At 40.6% G+C, this 17,482-nt stretch carries 12 protein-coding genes; 10 read left to right on the top strand and 2 right to left on the bottom strand.

The window, feature by feature from the left end; all coding sequences use genetic code 11:
• The first annotated feature begins 54 nt into the window (after window positions 1–54).
• A complete protein-coding gene (gene recQ / locus ADHAQ_RS0102600) occupies window positions 55–2,235 on the top strand; it encodes a DNA helicase RecQ (RefSeq protein WP_211240567.1) in 2,181 nt (726 codons plus the stop codon).
• A gap of 146 nt (window positions 2,236–2,381) precedes the next feature.
• A complete protein-coding gene (purD, locus tag ADHAQ_RS0102595) occupies window positions 2,382–3,659 on the top strand; it encodes a phosphoribosylamine--glycine ligase (protein ID WP_026461597.1) in 1,278 nt (425 codons plus the stop codon).
• Between the two features lie 71 nt (window positions 3,660–3,730).
• On the opposite strand, the gene ADHAQ_RS0102590 is transcribed toward purD, so the two are convergent.
• Entirely contained in the window at window positions 3,731–4,147 is a 417-nt protein-coding gene (locus tag ADHAQ_RS0102590) for a BrxA/BrxB family bacilliredoxin (RefSeq protein ID WP_026461596.1), read from the bottom strand.
• 103 nt (window positions 4,148–4,250) lie between these two features.
• Window positions 4,251–4,868 (bottom strand): tetratricopeptide repeat protein, encoded by a 618-nt coding sequence (locus tag ADHAQ_RS24330; RefSeq protein WP_051359673.1) that lies wholly within the window; start codon window positions 4,866–4,868, stop codon window positions 4,251–4,253.
• 420 nt (window positions 4,869–5,288) lie between these two features.
• Between ADHAQ_RS24330 and ADHAQ_RS0102580 the strand changes: the two genes are divergently transcribed.
• The 8 genes from ADHAQ_RS0102580 to ADHAQ_RS0102540 all read left to right on the top strand — a co-directional run bounded on the left by ADHAQ_RS0102580 (window position 5,289) and on the right by ADHAQ_RS0102540 (window position 17,458).
• On the top strand, window positions 5,289–5,864 hold the full coding sequence (locus ADHAQ_RS0102580) for an RNA polymerase sigma-70 factor (RefSeq protein WP_026461595.1): 576 nt from the start codon (window positions 5,289–5,291) through the stop codon (window positions 5,862–5,864).
• Between the two features lie 141 nt (window positions 5,865–6,005).
• Window positions 6,006–7,058, top strand: a complete 1,053-nt coding sequence (locus ADHAQ_RS0102575; RefSeq protein ID WP_026461594.1) for a FecR family protein — start codon at window positions 6,006–6,008, stop codon at window positions 7,056–7,058.
• Between the two features lie 203 nt (window positions 7,059–7,261).
• On the top strand, window positions 7,262–10,714 hold the full coding sequence (locus ADHAQ_RS0102570) for a SusC/RagA family TonB-linked outer membrane protein (RefSeq protein ID WP_026461593.1): 3,453 nt from the start codon (window positions 7,262–7,264) through the stop codon (window positions 10,712–10,714).
• Window positions 10,715–10,763: 49 nt separating this feature from the next.
• Window positions 10,764–12,368 carry a SusD/RagB family nutrient-binding outer membrane lipoprotein gene (locus ADHAQ_RS0102565; RefSeq protein ID WP_034256526.1) on the top strand — a complete coding sequence of 535 codons (1,605 nt, stop codon included), beginning with the start codon at window positions 10,764–10,766 and terminating at the stop codon, window positions 12,366–12,368.
• Between the two features lie 91 nt (window positions 12,369–12,459).
• Window positions 12,460–13,596, top strand: a complete 1,137-nt coding sequence (locus tag ADHAQ_RS0102560; RefSeq protein WP_026461591.1) for a mannonate dehydratase — start codon at window positions 12,460–12,462, stop codon at window positions 13,594–13,596.
• Between the two features lie 101 nt (window positions 13,597–13,697).
• Entirely contained in the window at window positions 13,698–14,891 is a 1,194-nt protein-coding gene (locus tag ADHAQ_RS24325) for a mannonate dehydratase (protein ID WP_051359672.1), read from the top strand.
• 70 nt (window positions 14,892–14,961) lie between these two features.
• A complete protein-coding gene (locus tag ADHAQ_RS0102550) occupies window positions 14,962–16,134 on the top strand; it encodes a mannonate dehydratase (RefSeq protein WP_026461590.1) in 1,173 nt (390 codons plus the stop codon).
• A gap of 160 nt (window positions 16,135–16,294) precedes the next feature.
• Window positions 16,295–17,458 carry a mannonate dehydratase gene (locus ADHAQ_RS0102540; protein ID WP_034256524.1) on the top strand — a complete coding sequence of 388 codons (1,164 nt, stop codon included), beginning with the start codon at window positions 16,295–16,297 and terminating at the stop codon, window positions 17,456–17,458.
• Window positions 17,459–17,482: the final 24 nt, after the last annotated feature.

Genomic DNA, 17,482 nt, shown 5'->3' with positions numbered 1-17,482 from the left:
AGCTGAAAATTTAAAAATATAAGATTCTCTTATATAATAATCTTCCCCATAATCATGTTAGTTACTGAAGAGGTAAATTTAAAAGACAAATTAAAAGAAGTTTTTGGGCATAATCAATTTAGAGGAACCCAGGAAGCAATAATAAATAATATAATAAAAGGCAATAATACGTTTGTGATTATGCCGACCGGGGCAGGTAAATCATTATGTTATCAACTACCAGCTATCGTTCTGCCAGGCACAGCTATAGTAATTTCGCCTCTTATCGCCCTGATGAAAAATCAGGTGGATCAATTAAACGCTTTTGGTATCAATGCGCAATTCTTAAATTCTACTTTAACCAAGTCGGAAATAACGAAGGTAAAGAAAGAAACTATCAGCGGGCAGGTTAAATTACTTTATGTTGCGCCAGAATCGTTAACGAAAGAAGAAACCATTGATTTTTTACAAAAGGCGAATATCTCCTTTGTAGCCATAGACGAAGCCCACTGTATTTCGGAATGGGGACACGATTTTCGTCCAGAGTACCGTAAAATTCGGGGAATAATCGACAACATTGGTAATCTGCCAATCATAGCTTTAACGGCCACCGCAACTCCAAAAGTGCAGCTGGATATCCAGAAGAACCTGCAAATGGATGATGCTTCGGTATTTAAAACTTCCTTTAACCGGACCAATCTGTATTATGAAGTAAGGCCGAAACACAATACCAAAAAGCAATTAATCCAATATGTTAAAAAGCATAAAGGTAAAAGCGGTATAATTTATTGCTTAAGCCGCAAAAAAGTAGAAGAAATTGCCGAGTTACTACGTGTAAATGATGTAAAAGCCCTGCCTTACCACGCCGGTCTGGATTCTCATATCCGGATGGCCAACCAGGACGCTTTCCTGAATGAGGATGCAGATGTAATTGTAGCCACCATTGCCTTTGGTATGGGTATTGATAAGCCGGATGTGCGGTTTGTAGTGCATTATGATACACCTAAATCCATTGAGGGTTATTATCAGGAAACTGGTAGAGGCGGACGTGATGGGATGGAAGGAAACTGCTTAATGTTTTACTCTTATGATGACATCGTAAAACTAGAAAAGTTTAGTAAAGATAAACCGGTAACTGAGCGTGATAATTCAAAATTGCTGCTGCAGGAAATGGCCGCCTATGCTGATTCAGCAGTATGCCGTAGGAAGCAATTGCTACATTACTTTGGCGAGACTTACGAAAAAGATTGTGGCTTCTGCGATAACTGTTTGCATCCGAAAGAAAAGTTTGAAGCGGAAGAAGAAGTAAAACTAGCCTTAGAAACGGTGGTGCAGACGGAGCAACGTTTTGGTATGGACCACCTGGTTGCGGTTTTAACCGGTATGAAAAACCAGTACGTGGAAAGCTATGGGCATGACAAATTAGAAGTATTTGGTCAGGGAGACGATCATGATGCCCAATTCTGGAATTCCGTTATTCGCCAGATCTTACTTTCTGAATTTATTGAGAAGGATATCGAAAATTTTGGAGTCCTGAAAATAACACAAAAAGGCTTAGATTACATTCAGAACTCTTATCCGATACAATTAGCGAAAGACCATAACTTCGAAGAAGAAGTTCAGAAAGAAGAAGAGAAAGAAGAATCCCAGGCTTCAACCGGTCACGATGCTGTATTGTTTGATTTGCTTAAAGGCTTGCGGAAAAAGCTGGCGAAGGAAAAAGATCTTCCACCTTACGTGCTTTTCCAGGATCCTTCTTTAAAAGAAATGGCCACCACTTACCCAACTACCAAAGACGATTTGGCTCATATTGGCGGAGTAGGCATGGGTAAGGTACAGAAGTTTGGCAAACCCTTCCTGGACCTGATTGCTAAGTATGTAGAAGATAATGATATTGTAACGGCCAATGATGTAGTGGTAAAATCAGCCGTTAATAAATCTAAAATTAAAATCTACATTATTCAGCAGATTGATAAGAAGATGGACCTGGAGGAAATAGCTGCTGCCAAAGATATTACCATGGGCGAGCTAATTGAAGAGATTGAACATATCTGCTACTCTGGTACCAAACTTAATTTAGACTACTACATTGATGGCTTATTAGACGACGAACGGCAGGAAGAAATTACTGATTATTTCCTGCACGCAAGTACCGATAATATTGCTGTAGCCTTACAGGAATTGGGTACAGATGATTATACAGAAGAAGATTTGCGATTAATGCGGATTAAGTTCTTATCAGAGTACGCAAACTAAAATAAGGTTAGATTTTATAATAAGGAGTTATCAGTATTTATTCTGGTAACTCTTTATTATTTTCACGCCTCTAAATTGTAAACAATAGTTTACATGTACTTTTAACCCACTTGCTACAGGTTAGTAAGTTTAATTTTACCATTAACATGAACGTTTTAATTATCGGATCGGGCGGGAGAGAGCATGCATTGGCTTGGAAATTGCGCCAAAGCCAGTATACGGATAAAATATTTGTGGCGCCCGGAAATGCCGGAACAGCTCAAATTGCTACCAATGTGGACATTGCTGTAACCGACTTTGAGGCGCTTGCCAAGTTTGCTACCGATTTTAATGTAATGATGGTAGTGGTGGGGCCAGAAGTTCCTTTGGTAGCGGGCATTCATGATTATTTTTTGAGCCACGATTATTTAAAAAATATTTTGGTGGTAGGCCCAAGTAAAGAAGGTGCCCAACTGGAAGGTAGTAAGGATTTTTCAAAGCAGTTTATGCAGAAATACCAGATTCCTACTGCCCGGTACCAGACTTTTACAGAAGCTGATTTTGAGCAGGCCCTCGAATATTTAAAAGGCCATAGCTATCCGGTAGTACTTAAAGCAGATGGTTTGGCAGCCGGTAAAGGTGTAGTAATAGCTCAAACGTTTGAGGAAGCAAGTTATCATTTAGATGGCATGTTACACCTGGGGCGGTTCGGTAATGCCGGCAGCAAAGTGGTGATAGAAGAATACTTACAGGGAATAGAGCTTTCTGCCTTTATTTTGACTGATGGAAAGGAATACGTGCTGTTACCGGAAGCCAAGGATTATAAACGGATAGGAGAAGCTGATGCTGGTTTAAATACCGGTGGTATGGGGGCTGTTTCGCCGGTGCCTTTTGCCGATGCCTCTTTTATGCAGAAAGTAGAGGAGCGGGTGGTAAAGCCGACTTTGCATGGGTTACAAACGGAAAATATTTCGTACACCGGCTTTTTATTTATTGGCTTGATGAACGTAAACGGGGATCCGTACGTGATTGAATATAATGTACGTTTAGGAGATCCGGAAACAGAAGCCATACTACCGCGCATTAAAACCGATCTATTTGAGCTTTTCCGGGCATTACACGATGGCGATTTAGGTAATATTAAATTAGAAATTGATTCCAAAACGGCCACTACCATAATGCTGGTGGCTGGTGGTTACCCGGATGAATATGAAAAAGGCCATGTTATTTCAGGATTAGAACAACTAACAGATGTTGTTGCTTTTCATGCCGGAACCAGTTTAAATGAACAGGGGGATGTTTTGAGTAATGGTGGTCGGGTAATAGCATTAACAGCTTTAGGCGATTCTATGGCCGAGGCTTTAGCTGCTGTGAATGCAGCTGCCGAAAAAGTTATCTGGAAAGATCGCTATTATCGTCGCGATATTGGCTTTGATTTAAAATAACAACTCTATTTTTCTAAAATAAAAAAGCCGCTGAATAGTCAGCGGCTTTTTTATTTTTTGGTAACCTAAGATTAGCAATGATCTTCAAATGCACCTTTCAGGTTGTCTACAATTCTTACTAATTCATTGCCTTCTATGTGGAACCGTTCAATCATGTGCACCAATTCGCCATTTTTAAATAACGCGATTGAAGGTGACGATGGAGGATAAGGAAGCATGTGCTCGCGTGCTTTGGCTACCGCTTCAGTTTCCATACCTGCAAAAACAGTTACTAATTTATCCGGACGTTTATCAGAAGAAGAAACAGCCATTTTAAGTGCTGGACGAGCTTTAGAAGCCGCGCAACCACAAACTGAATTTACTGCTACTAAAACAGTACCTTCCGTTTCGGATAATACTTTCTCTACTTCTTCTGGGGTCATTAATTGCTCAAAACCGGCAGAAGTTAAATCTTCGCGGATGGGCGCCACCATATATTCAGGATACATTGCCATGATTATATACTTTATTTTCTAGAATATTAAAACGTAAAGATACATAACCTTCCATTAGCAGGAAAGATTCCTAAATTAATTCTTATCTACGTAAGATTTATTTACAGTTTTTTTCCAGTAAAGCTTTTGCCTTTGCATGGCCCAACTGGCTGGCTTTCTGAAGACTAATGCAGCTGTTTTTACGGTCTCCAGAATTATATTGAGCGGCTCCTAATAAAAAGAAAGCACCTGCATCTTTTGGATCCAGTTCAGTAACTTTCTTAAAATCCGGAATAGCTCCTTTGTTATCCAGTAACAAACCTTTGGCCAATCCCCGGTTATAATAAGCAGGAGCAAAATTGGGGCGTAATTCCAAGGTTTTGCCATAATCTGCAATGGCCCCTGGCAAGTCATGTAATCCAGCTTTAGCTAAGCCTCTGTTATAATAGGCATCTGCATTCTGCGGGGATAAGGCAACAACTTTGTTATAATCTGTAAGGGCGGATTTAAAATCTTTTAAATTAGCCTTGCTTAAACCACGATTGTTATAAGCTTCCGCTAAATCAGATTTTAATTCAATGGCTTTTGAATAAGATAAAATAGCACCAGTGTAATCCTTATCCCGAAACCGGATATTTCCTTCCTCCAGAAAAACTTTAGCGGTTGGGGCCTGACCAGTTATTAAAGTTGAAAAGTAAAGAAGGAAGAGAAAAGTTAATATGTAAGGTTTTATCATATTGGAGTTATAAGGTTCCTTATTTAAGCAGTAGTTAGCTTAGTTCCTTTATTCTCGGGTATGGTATAAATTTCTGAATCTTTTTTGAATAATAATAAAAAGGGATTAAAAATAGTAAATATTAAATTGAGAATATCAGCTTAACCGTTTAAATAAATAGTAGGTAAAAAAAATATCCAAATGGAGAAGGAATGTCCAAAGAAATAAAAAAGAGTTCAATATTTAAAGTTTCAGAAGATTAATTTTTTTTGGGTAACATTAAAAATAAATTAAAACAATCTGGTTTTTTGTAAAATTTTTAAAAAGATATCAGGTATGCAATTAGCTATTTAATAAAAGTAAATTTTGGAGTATAAATGTGCGCTTTTTTTAATTATGAAATTAATATATATTTGGCTTAACTCTTTTATGTATTAGGGCTTGATATACAAGAATTTAAACGATGAAGAACTACTTTCTGCCCTTTGGGGAGAGGATGGGAATGCGTTTAAAGAAATATATAACCGGTATTGGTCTAAATTATACGCAGTGGCCTACCGCAAGATTGGTGTAAAAGAAATTGCAGAAGAGCTTGTTCAGGAATTGTTCTTAAACCTTTGGGTAAAGAGGAAGACAGTTCAAATAAATAGCAGCTTAGAGGCTTATTTATTTTCTGCCATTAAATACATTATTATTAATTATTACCAGGCCCAGACGGTCAGAAACAACTACAAATTAACGCTTAATTCAAACGCATCAACTAATTGTACCGAGGAAGCAGTTGTTGCAGGGGAATTAGAGATTAAATTTAAGCAGGGCCTGGACTCATTATCAACTAAATCCCGGCAAGTCTTTGAAAAAAGCCGGCTTCACAACCAAACTACACAAGAAATTGCCACAGATATGCAGCTAACAGACAAAGCTGTAGAATATCATATTACAAAAGCTTTAAAACACTTGCGAGGGTTCTTAAAAGATTTTGTCGTTCCGGCAATAGCGTTTTCATTTCTTTCTTAACTGACTCTGGTTACCTAGGTAGCGGCTTTAGCCATATCTGAAAATTATTTTAAAATATTTATTTATTTTTTTAGGGTTAGCGCTTCGGTAGCTGGCTTTACTATTGAATCTGCCTCTAAATTATGATCGAGCTCCTCTTATATGGAAAATAAGGAACAGGAAAATCTGGAAAAACTTATTGATAAGTACCTGGCTGGTACCAGTTCTCCGGAAGAAGAGGCAACTATTTCAGATTGGTATAATGAATTAGGAAAATCACGATTTATTATTCCTGAAGTGTCTCCGTCTGATTTAGAACAACAGCAGGCTAAGAATTGGGAAGATATCCAAAATAAATTAACTGAAATCGGGCAGCCGGTAATAATAGGTCCTGCACAAAAAAATAAGTTAGCTTTTAATAGTAATAAGGTACAGTGGTTAAGTATTGCTGCAATGCTGTTATTAACCCTGGGTTTAGGTGCTTATAATTATAAATATGCCATAAGTTTAGAGCTAAAAAGAATTGCTTATGCTGAGAAACATAATTTTTCTTCTGGTACCCAAAGAGTTTCGCTAGGCGATGGGTCTATTGTGTGGCTGGAGCCAGGTTCCAGTATAAGTTACCCAGCCGTCTTTAGCGATAATAAACGTGATGTAGTAGTAAAGGGGAAAGTTTTTTTTGATGTAGCGAAAGATGCCAGGCGACCTTTCTGGGTTTATGGACACAAAATGGCTATAAAAGTTTTGGGAACAAGCTTTAGTGTAGATTTTAACGGGGAAGGTAAAAAATCTGAGGTATTAGTAAGAAGCGGTAAAGTGGCAGTAGCTGTTCCTAAACCTAAAGTTGCTGCTTTGTTTTCTGAAGATAAAAAGCAGGTGATTTGCCTGGTAAAAAACCAGAAGGCTGTTTTAGAACCAGCGTCAGCAAAGTTAGAGAAGGCAAATTTAGACCCGGCTTATTGGGCTAGTATTCAAAATGTAGAAAAGCTAACTTTTAATAATACACCATTAGAAGAGGTAATAAGCCGATTAGAAAACCAATACAAGGTTTCCATAAAATTCATGAATCCGGAACTTAAAAATTGTAAGCTGACTGCTTCATTTTTATATCAGCCGGTTGATGTGAAACTAGAAATGATTTGTTTATCTATCGGGGCTAACTATAAAACAGACGACTTTAAATATATAATAGCCGGAAGAGGATGTAAAGATTAATAGCTCCTTTCATATTTATTTAAAATACTTATAGATGCCTATGATGTAGAAATTACTTATCAAAAAGAAAATGAGCAGATGGTGTCCTACCACTATCTGCTCATCCTACGCTTTCAATTCCATGCATTTGCCGATGCCAGGAATTACTATGTCTTGTCCTAATTGGTCTTTATGCAAACTAACTCAACAAAACAAACAAATTTATGAAAATTACTTTTATTAAACGAGAGTTATGGTTAAAGTTTTCGAAAAATGCTTTAGCTCAAATATTACTCTTATGTTTACTTACCACCACGGTTCTCGCTAAAAATAGCAAAGCTCAGGAAGCACTTAATCTGCCTATTTCAGTTAAAATGAATAATACTGAATTAAAAACAGTTTTAAGTGAAATAGAAAACCGGAGCGGGATTCATTTTGTGTACAGTCCTCAGCTTATCCCGGCCACCCGCAAAGTTTCCATCAATGTAAGTAACCAGAAATTAGCTAAAGTTCTGAGTGATTTACTTACTCCTTTACGAATAGATTATGAGCCAATAGGCGGAGAAATTGTTTTAAAACGGGTTACTACCAGTAGCGCAGTTAAAGGAGATGAAGAAAGTATCAGCCAGTTAGAGTCCAAAATAGAAGTTGCCGCTTCTACTATTACTGGTAAAATTACTTCGGTAGCCGGAGAAGCTTTAGCCGGGGTTACAGTACTGGTTAAAGGTACAACAACTGGTACAACTTCCCAGGCTGATGGTTCTTACTCATTAAGTACACCTGCTAATAATGGGATATTGGTTTTCTCGTTTATTGGTTTTACCTCTAAAGAGGTACCTTTTAATGGCAATGCAACCATTAATGTTGCTTTAGCAGATGATTCCAAAGCCTTAGATGAAATTGTGGTAACAGCTTTGGGTATTAAAAGAGAGAAGAAAGCTTTAACTTATGCGGTGTCTGAGGTAGGCGGTGAAAACTTAAACAGAGCCAGGGAAATAAATGTTGGAAATGCGTTAGCCGGTAGAGTGGCCGGAGTTACAGCTTCCGGCACCTCAGGTGGGCCGGCTGGTTCAAGCCGTATCATTATTCGGGGTAATGGTTCTTTAAATGGTAATAACCAGCCTTTATATGTGGTAAATGGTATGCCCATCACCAACAATAACCAGGGATCTGCAGGTACTTTTGGTGGAATTGATCGTGGAGATGGTTTAGCCAGTATTAACCCGGATGATATTGAAAGTATTTCAGTATTAAAGGGTGGTACGGCTGCGGCACTTTATGGTGCCAGGGCAGCAAATGGGGTAATCTTAATTACCACTAAATCTGGCAGTGTCCAAAAAGGATTAGGAGTAGAGTATAACACTAACTATACCTTTCAACAAGCCATTAACCTGTTAGACTGGCAATACCAATATGGTTCAGGTTCGCAGGGAGTAGCTCCAACTACCCAGGCTCAGGCTATTGCCAATGGCAGAATGTCGTGGGGTGCCAAATTAGATGGGTCTGCGGTAATTCAACCAGATGGACAAACCAGACCTTATGCTGCGCAGCGCAACAACTTTAGAAATTTCTATCAGACTGGTACTAACTTCGTGAATACCCTGGCACTATCTGGAGGCAATGAAGTAGCAAGATTTCGTTTTTCAGCTTCCAATTTAGATAACAAGGCTATTATTCCTAATAATACGATGAATATCAAAACCTTCAATTTAAGTGCCAGCGCTACTTTATCTAAAAAGATTGTGTTTGAAGGAAATGCCCAGTACAATATTGAAGATGTTAAGAATCGTACTTATTTGGCAGATTTTCAGTTAAACCCTAATACTGGTGCACAACTGCTGGCAAATAACATCGATGTTCGGACACTGGCTCCCGGCTATTTACCCAATGGCAACGAGTTTAAATGGAGTGATTATGAATATGCTACCAATCCTTATTTTGCAATAAACAAAGTAAGAAATGGAGATACTAAAAAACGGTTTATAGGCTCTTTCAGTACTACTTATAATATTACCGACTTCTTTTATGCCCGTGCCCGCTTTGGTATAGATCAAATTAATTTTGATGGCTATGCTATTCAGCCAACAGGTTTAGCTTTTAACCAGCCAGGTTCCATGACCACGGATCAGAGTTTACAAGGCGAGACCAACATTGAAGGAACGCTCGGCTTTAAAAAAGACATTGGCCGGTTTACAGTAAATTTATTGGGTGGTGGAAACCAAATGCGTAATTCATTTGATGGAATTAACCTTACCAGTGGTCAGTTTAACCGCCCGAACGAGTATTTTATTGCCAATGGCCGGAGCCAAAACTTTGGTATTAATTATAGCCAATTCGGTATAAACTCTTTGTTTGCTTCTGCCGATATTGATTTCAACAATTACTTATATTTAACCTTAACTGGTCGTAATGATTGGTTTTCTACATTAACCCCAAAAGGTAACAGCTTATTTTACCCATCTGTTGGGTTAAGCTTTGTTGCTTCCGATGCCTGGAATACCAAGCCAGCCTGGTTAGATTATGCTAAAGTTAGAACTTCCTGGGCGCAGGTTGGTGGTGGTGCTCCTAACGCCTATGCCATTACCCAAACCTATTCTGCACAATCGCAGCAGCATTTAGGACAAACATTAATGAATGTTACCAGCGCTACTTTACCTACTTTATTAACGCCTTATACTTCTACAACTGCTGAAGCCGGGATAGAAACCCGGTTGTTCAATAACCGCATTGGTGTAGATTTAACGGTATATGACCGGACTACTACCAATGATATAGTAAACGCCTCCCTTCCTCATGCCAGTGGTTATACAGCTGTGGCCTTGAATGTGGGTAAAATGAAAAACCGGGGCGTTGAGTTAATGTTGAACGGTACGCCAATAAAAACAGAAAGTGGCTTAGCCTGGAATATTACCTACAACATGGCCTATAATAAAAACGAAGTAATTTCAATTGCGCCGGATTTAGGATTAACCAGCTTGCGTTTGCCAGGGGCTACTACCAGAACCGAAAACGGTTGGATTACGCATTACCAGGGGCAGCCTTTCGGTATGATTGCCGGCAGTACTTATTCCAGAAATGCCAATGGCCAGATTATCTATAACAGCTCTAATGGTCTGCCAATTGCCAGCCCAATTGTTCCATTAGGTAAAGGCGTTCCTCCATTAGCAATAGGGTTAAATAATGATTTCAATTACAAAAATTTTAACCTGAGCATTTTATTAGATAGCCGGTGGGGCGGAAGTATTTATTCGGCAACCAGTGCCTACGGAACACAATTTGGATTAGATAAGCGTACCGTTGAAAATAACGTGCGGGAAACCGGTGTAACAGTTAATGGTGTAAACGAAAAAGGAGAAGCGTTTACCAGAACCGTTCCGGCCGAAACCTATTACAAAGGTTTGTGGAACAGCATTACCAGCGAATTTGTAGAAAAAGCAGACTTTATAAAACTTCGGTCTTTAAGCTTAGGATATAATTTACCAGCTTCTTTATTATCCAAAACGCCTTTCCAATCAGCTAATGTTTCCTTTGTGGGGCGTAACCTGTTAATTCTTTACAGAACTACCAAACACGTAGATCCCGAAGCCAACTACAGCAGTGGAAATGCGCAGGGGTTAGAAAATTTTGGGTTGCCTTCTACCCGCACTTATGGCTTTAATCTTAGCATTAGACTTTAATATTTAGCTGAAAAGATTGTTCATCACAAAATCTTTAATTACCTAATTTATGAATTATATAAAAAACAAAATTGCCGCTGTAACTATAAAAACAGGAGTACTGGCAGTTATGCTCTTAACTTCTTGTGATAAGGGGTTCGAGGAAATGAACATCAATCCGAATGCTTATACGCAGCCAGCTGTGGGGCCATTGTTTACCAATAGCTTAATCAGAACCGTTGGTACCGGAACAAATGACCGGAACCGCACCAACATTAAGTTTGCTTCGGGTATTATGCAATATCATGCTACTTTACAAAACTTCTGGTATGGAGAAAAAGGTATTGTAAACGCCCAGACCGGCAACTTTTTTGAGACGGTTTATACCTCTCATTTGCGGGAGTTAATGGTCATTATCAAGGAAACAGAAAATAAGCCGGATTTGGTAAACCAAAATGGCATGGCCAAAATCTGGAGAATATTCGCTTTACATCGGGTTACAGATGCCTACGGCGATGTGCCTTACAAAGAAGCGGTCGGGGCCCCCGAAGGTAAATTCAAGCCTGCTTACGATAAGCAATCAGAGATTTATCCGTGGATGCTACAGGATTTAGAGGCGGCCCTTAAGCAATTAGATCCTGCTAAAGCTTCGTTTGGGGCAGCGGATGTTATTTATAATGGAAGTGTGCCAAAATGGAAATCTTTTGGGTATTCATTAATGCTACGTTTAGCTATGCGATTAACCAAGGTGGATCCAGCTATGGCAAAAGAGTGGGCCCAAAAAGCTATTGCCGGAGGGCTAATTCAAAGTAATGCTGATATAGCCTTACTAAGACATGCGCCTAATAATGAAAATACCTGGAACTGGGATGCCCGTGAGCTGAAAAGGGAAAGTTTACCGGAAGGGAATCAAGGCTTAGGTTTGGTAAAAATGGGAAAAACTTTTCTGGATTTACTGCAGGCTAATAACGATCCCCGCATACCTTTTTACATGACTTTATGGGAAGGTAACATTGATGCCAGACAGGGACAGGTTATTGCACAAACTACTGCGGCTGATAAGCAAAAAGCCTTGCCTAATGGTTATGATCCGAACACCATTGCTACAGCCATTCCGGGTTGGAAGAATGAAATGCTAAAAGAATTATCAGAGCCAAATACAGCTACCATAGCCAATTTTTCTGCGCCATCTATTATTTTAAGTTACTCAGAAGTAGAGTTTTTATTGGCAGAAGCAGCTTTAAGAGGTTGGGGCCCTGGTACAGCAGAAGAGCATTACCACAAAGGCATCAGAGCAAATATGGAGTCTTCTACTTTGTATCCTAACAGTTCAGTGGCTAATGTGGTTATAACACCAGCTGAAATTGCCGAATATATCGCCTCTCATCCGTTAACAGGTAGCGATGAAGAGAAATTCAGACAGATACATACCCAGTTTTACCTGGCTCATTATATGTATTTAGACTTTTTCGAAGCCTGGTCTAACTGGCGCCGGACAGGTGTACCAAATCTTCAGACCATTAATTATCCTTTAAATGCTACAGGCGGACAGCCTTTAAGACGCCTGATGTATTCCTTCGAGGAAAAATCATTGAATACAGCAAGTGTAGAAAACGCTATTAAAAACCAGGGCCCGGATTTATATACTACCCGCGTTTGGTGGGATAAGCAATAACTACCAATAATTTATTGTCTTGTCCTGATTAATCAGGACAAGACATTCTTCTCTTTCCCGCAAATAATTTCCACCACCAAATTAAATTATCATGAAAGACAATAGAAGAGATTTTATTAAGAAAAGTGCTTCCTTAGCGGCAGCCTTATCAGTTGGCGGCGTAACAACTGCTTTTTCCCAAACCCAGGCAGCGAATAAAGCTCCCGCCTCAGCCAAGGCTTTTGCCAGAGACGGGGGAATGAAGTTTGCCTTTGCCATGAGTCCGGATTCGCCCCGGGTACCTTATGCCAAGCAAATAGATGTCATGCATGCAGTATCGGGGGTAAAACGTATAGAAGGACTAAAACCATGGGACCCAGAAGCTATAAAAGCAACGAAAGAAGCCTGGGAGAAAGAAGGTATGAAATGGACCGTAGTGGAAGGGCCACCCTCTTTAGGTGAGCAAACCAAGCTGGCCCTATCTGGCAGAGATGAAGAGATCAGTAACTTCATTACCTTCATGAAGAATCTGAAGCAATACGGAGGGGTAGATGTAATCTGTTATAACTGGATGCCGGTAATCAGCTGGGCCCGCACTACCATGGACAGACCCGGTAGAGGAGGCGCTTTGGTAACTTCTTTTGATAATGAGGATATTAAAAATAAGCCACTTACAAAATACGGCGAGGTTTCAAAAGATGCCATGTGGAAGAACCTGGAGTACTTCCTGAAAGCAGTTGTACCGGAAGCTGAGAAGATAGGTATGAACTTGTCGTTGCACCCGGATGATCCGCAGGTACACAGCATTCAGGGTATATCCCGCATCATGAACAGTGTCGAAAACTTTGACCGCATGCTCAAGATCATGCCGAGTAAGTACAGCGGTTTAACCATGTGTCAGGGCAACTTTTCCTTAATGGGTGCTGATATTCCGGCTTTAATAAGAAGATGGGGTAAGGCCGGTAAGATAAACTTTGTGCATTTTAGGAACGTGCAGGATTTGAGCGGTAAAATACCTAGTACCAAATTCACCGAGACCTTCCACGACGAAGGCCAGATAGATATGTATGCCTCTATGAAAGCCTACTATGATATTGGCTTTAAAGGCACTATCCGGCCAGACCACGTGCCTACCATGTACGGGGAAGAAAACACCCGCCCGGGCTACATGACCTTAGGCACCCTGTATGCCATTGGCTACATGCGTGGATTAGCTGAATCAATTGCCAAAGCTGGGGCGAAAGCCTAAAGAAATAAGATATAGGGGTATGTCTTAATTTAGAATACACTCCGGCCCGGCTTAGTGGGGGCCGGAGTTATTCCAAATTCATAGGCTAATAAAGAATAAATATGAAAGAAAACCGCAGAGATTTTATCATAAAAAGTACTGCTTTAGCTGCTCTTTCAGTTGCCGGCTTAAGTGGCTGTTCGGAGTCTAGAAGTAAAGAAAATGAGAAAAGGGCAGGGCTAAAATCGGTGGGTGCAACCAGCCAGGTAGAGTGGCCGGTAACATTCGGGGAGGGTATGCCCAAGCTTTGTGTACTTGCTGACCGGGATGCCTCATTGGCAGAAATGCGCAAGCTAAAACAGTTAGGAGTTGATTATGTGTTGGTAAACGGACCTAAAATGCCCTGGACAGAAAAAGGGCTACGGGAAATAATGGACCGGTTTAAACCAGAAGGCCTAACCGTAATTAACATGATGATTGGAGGCTTTCCAAATACCGTTTACGGGCGGGAAGGCCGGGATGAAGAAATTAAGCTTCTGCAGGATTCTATCCGGGCAGCCGGAGTAGCAGGGCTACCAGTAATAGAGTATAACTTTTATGCGCACCGGCTGATGGAAGGCTATTATGAAGTAAAAGCTCGGGGCGGAGCCGGTACTACGGCTTTTGATTACGAAAGAGGTAAAGATGCGCCACATGATCCGGCCTTAGGTACGCCACAAACGGCCGAAAGTCTTTGGAACAATTTAACTTATCTGGTAAAGGCCATAATTCCGGTAGCAGAAAAAGCCGGAGTACGCATGGCCATGCATCCCAATGATCCCCCAATTCCTGTATCACATGGGCATGCTCAAATTCTGGCCACATTCAATGATTGGAAGCGCCTGCTTGCTATTGTGGATAGTCCGGCTAACGGAATGACCTATGATTGTGGCGTAGTCAGGGAATTAGGGGAGGATCCAATTGAAGTACTTCGGTATATGGGGGCCCGCGATCGCATTAATCACATGCACTACCGCAATGTAACCGTTGAAAAACCTTATGTAAAGTACCAGGAGGTTTTCTTTGATGAAGGCCAGGTTAATCTGTTTGCAGTAATGCAGGAAGTGTTTCAACAGGGTTACCAGTTTGGCCTGTATCCGGAGCACCCGCGGGAATTAGACTATGACCGGGAACATACCGGCGGAACGGTAATGCAACCCGGAGGAATCAAATATCCGGGAGGAGGCGGGTATGCTGCCCAGGCGTATAATGTAGCATACGCCAAAGCTATGATGCAGGCAGTAGTATCTGCCAACGGCACGGGAGCCAAAGTTTAAATTTCTTTCCTAAAAATAATACCAATCCGAACCCTATTATCCACCCTAAAATTCACCTAAACATTTATTTATGAAAGATAACCGCCGAGATTTTATAAAGAAAAGCGCCTCCTTGGCTGCAGCCATTTCAATGGCCGGATTAAATGCTTGCTCCTCTAAATCCAATGCTACCAGCATAGAAGAAGGCAAGGAACCTACCTCGCAGGCAGATTTAGCTGGTATGGCCAAAGATGCCGGTATGGAGTTTTCACTTTCCATTAGAACCGTAGATTCCAAGAGGGTTCCTTTTGCCAGACAAATGGGCGTAAATGGCGTTGTAACAAGCCTGAGACCTGAAAACCCTTTATTAGCAGGATTAAAACCTTGGGAGCCTAAAGCTATTAAAACGGTAAAAGAAGCTTGGGATAAAACAGGTATGAAGTGGAACGTAGTGGAAGGACCTCCAACTTTAGGTGAACAAACTAAATTAGGTTTGGCCGGAAGAGATGAAGAAATAGCAAATTTTATTGCTTTTATGAAGAATCTGAAAGAAATAGCCGGAGTAAATGTAATTTGCTACAACTGGATGCCGGTAATTAGCTGGGCGCGTACCCAAATGGACCGCCCGGGACGGGGTGGGGCTTTAGTTACGGCTTTTGATTACGAAGATGTAAAAAATAAACCGCTTACCGAGTTTGGAGCCTTTACCAAGGAAGCTCTATGGAAAAATCTGGAATATTTCTTAAAGGCTGTGGTACCAGAGGCCGAGAAGATTGGTATGAACCTGTCGTTGCACCCGGATGATCCGCAGGTAGACAGTATTCAGGGTGTACCACGTATCATGAATACGGTAGAAAATTTTGACCGCATGCTGAAAATAATGCCTAATAAATACAGTGGTTTAACGATGTGCCAGGGCAACTTCTCTTTAATGGGAACGGATATTCCGGCTTTAATCCGACGTTGGGGTAAGGCAGGTAAAATCAACTTTGTGCACTTTAGAAACGTGCAGGATTTAAGTGGTAAATTACCTAGCACCAAATTTACCGAAACCTTTCACGACGAAGGCCAGATAGATATGTATGCCGCTATGCAGGCTTACTATGACATTGGTTTCAAAGGAGCCATTCGGCCAGATCACGTACCTACTATGTATGGCGAAACCAATGAGCGGCCAGGTTATATGGATTTAGGAACTTTATATGCTATTGGGTATATGCGCGCATTAGCCGAATCGGTAAGTAAAACTAAGGTAAAAGCTTAAGTTGCTGAAATAAAAAGTGATATGGCTTTAAAAGCCTCAACTACTCCCCGGTTAAGTTGCTTAAAAGAAAAAAAAATGCTTATTTGTATATCTTTCTGTAGTTGCCTATACATGCTGAAAGATTAAACTGCCACTAAATTTATTAAACAAACAAAAAACGATGAAGGATAATCGTAGAGATTTTATTAAAAAGAGTGCTTCTTTGGCCGCGGCACTTTCTATTGGAGGCGTTGGTTCTGCTGTGTCAGAATCTTTTGCTCAGAGTGCTAAAGCCAAGGCTGAATTACAATCCATGGCGAAAGATGCCGGGATGCAAATGAGTAATGCTTACTTTGCTGGTATTGAGGCGAATAAGCAATTAGTAGAACTGGCAAAACAAATTGATGCAGTTGGTGCAGTTGCTGGTATTGATCCCCGTTTATCTGGAGTTTCTGGCGTTAAGCCTTGGGAGTATCCAGCAATCAAGGGTGTGGTGGATGCTTATAAAAAAGTAGGATTAAACTATAATACCGTGGAAGGGCCTCCTTCGCTTGGCGAACAAACTAAATTAGGTTTAGCCGGAAGAGATGAAGAAATTTCTAACTTCATCACCTTCATGAAAAACTTAAAAAGAGCCGGGGTTGATGTAATTTGCTACAACTGGATGCCGGTAATTAGCTGGGCCCGTACCCAAATGGACCGCCCTGGACGTGGTGGAGCATTAGTAACAGCCTTTGATTACGATGATGTAAAAAACAAGCCGCTTACCCAATACGGCGAAGTTTCCAAAGAAGCCATGTGGAAGAATTTGGAATATTTCCTGAAGGCAGTAGTACCGGAAGCGGAAAAAATTGAAATGAAGTTAGCGCTTCACCCAGATGATCCACAAGTACATAGCATCCAGGGTATCCCACGGATCATGAATACGGTAGAGAACTTTGACCGCGCTCTGAAAATAATGCCTAGCAAATTTAATGGCGTTACTTTATGCCAGGGTAACTTCTCTTTAATGGGAACGGATATTCCAGCTTTAATCAGACGCTGGGGTAAAGCTGGTAAAATTCATTTTGTTCACTTCCGGAATGTTCAGGATTTAAGCGGAAAATTACCTAGCACCAAATTTACCGAAACCTTCCACGACGAAGGCCAGATAGATATGTATGCCTCCATGAAGGCTTACTATGACATTGGTTTCAAAGGTTCAATTCGTCCGGATCACGTGCCTACCATGTACGGGGAAGAAAACACCCGCCCAGGTTATATGGCATTAGGTAATTTATTTGCCATTGGTTATATGCGCGGCTTAATGGAAGCTGTTAGTAAAGCCGGACCGCGTAAAGCATAAAATGCAAGTTTAAAGTTAACTGTT

The sequence above is a fragment of the Adhaeribacter aquaticus DSM 16391 genome, assembly GCF_000473365.1.
Classification (GTDB): Bacteria; Bacteroidota; Bacteroidia; order Cytophagales; family Hymenobacteraceae; genus Adhaeribacter; species Adhaeribacter aquaticus.
Note: the sequence above shows the minus strand (reverse complement) of the source record. Positions and strands in the feature narration are given on the sequence as shown.

Bases quoted from the DNA above. Each gene is read 5' to 3' on its own strand.
- recQ (WP_211240567.1), top strand. From the start codon at position 55: ATGTTAGTTACTGAAGAGGTAAATTTAAAAGACAAATTAAAAGAAGTT.
- purD (WP_026461597.1), top strand. From the start codon at position 2,382: ATGAACGTTTTAATTATCGGATCGGGCGGGAGAGAGCATGCATTGGCT.
- ADHAQ_RS0102590 (WP_026461596.1), bottom strand. From the start codon at position 4,147: ATGTATCCTGAATATATGGTGGCGCCCATCCGCGAAGATTTAACTTCT.
- ADHAQ_RS24330 (WP_051359673.1), bottom strand. From the start codon at position 4,868: ATGATAAAACCTTACATATTAACTTTTCTCTTCCTTCTTTACTTTTCA.
- ADHAQ_RS0102575 (WP_026461594.1), top strand. From the start codon at position 6,006: ATGGAAAATAAGGAACAGGAAAATCTGGAAAAACTTATTGATAAGTAC.
- ADHAQ_RS0102570 (WP_026461593.1), top strand. From the start codon at position 7,262: ATGAAAATTACTTTTATTAAACGAGAGTTATGGTTAAAGTTTTCGAAA.
- ADHAQ_RS0102565 (WP_034256526.1), top strand. From the start codon at position 10,764: ATGAATTATATAAAAAACAAAATTGCCGCTGTAACTATAAAAACAGGA.
- ADHAQ_RS0102560 (WP_026461591.1), top strand. From the start codon at position 12,460: ATGAAAGACAATAGAAGAGATTTTATTAAGAAAAGTGCTTCCTTAGCG.
- ADHAQ_RS24325 (WP_051359672.1), top strand. From the start codon at position 13,698: ATGAAAGAAAACCGCAGAGATTTTATCATAAAAAGTACTGCTTTAGCT.
- ADHAQ_RS0102550 (WP_026461590.1), top strand. From the start codon at position 14,962: ATGAAAGATAACCGCCGAGATTTTATAAAGAAAAGCGCCTCCTTGGCT.
- ADHAQ_RS0102540 (WP_034256524.1), top strand. From the start codon at position 16,295: ATGAAGGATAATCGTAGAGATTTTATTAAAAAGAGTGCTTCTTTGGCC.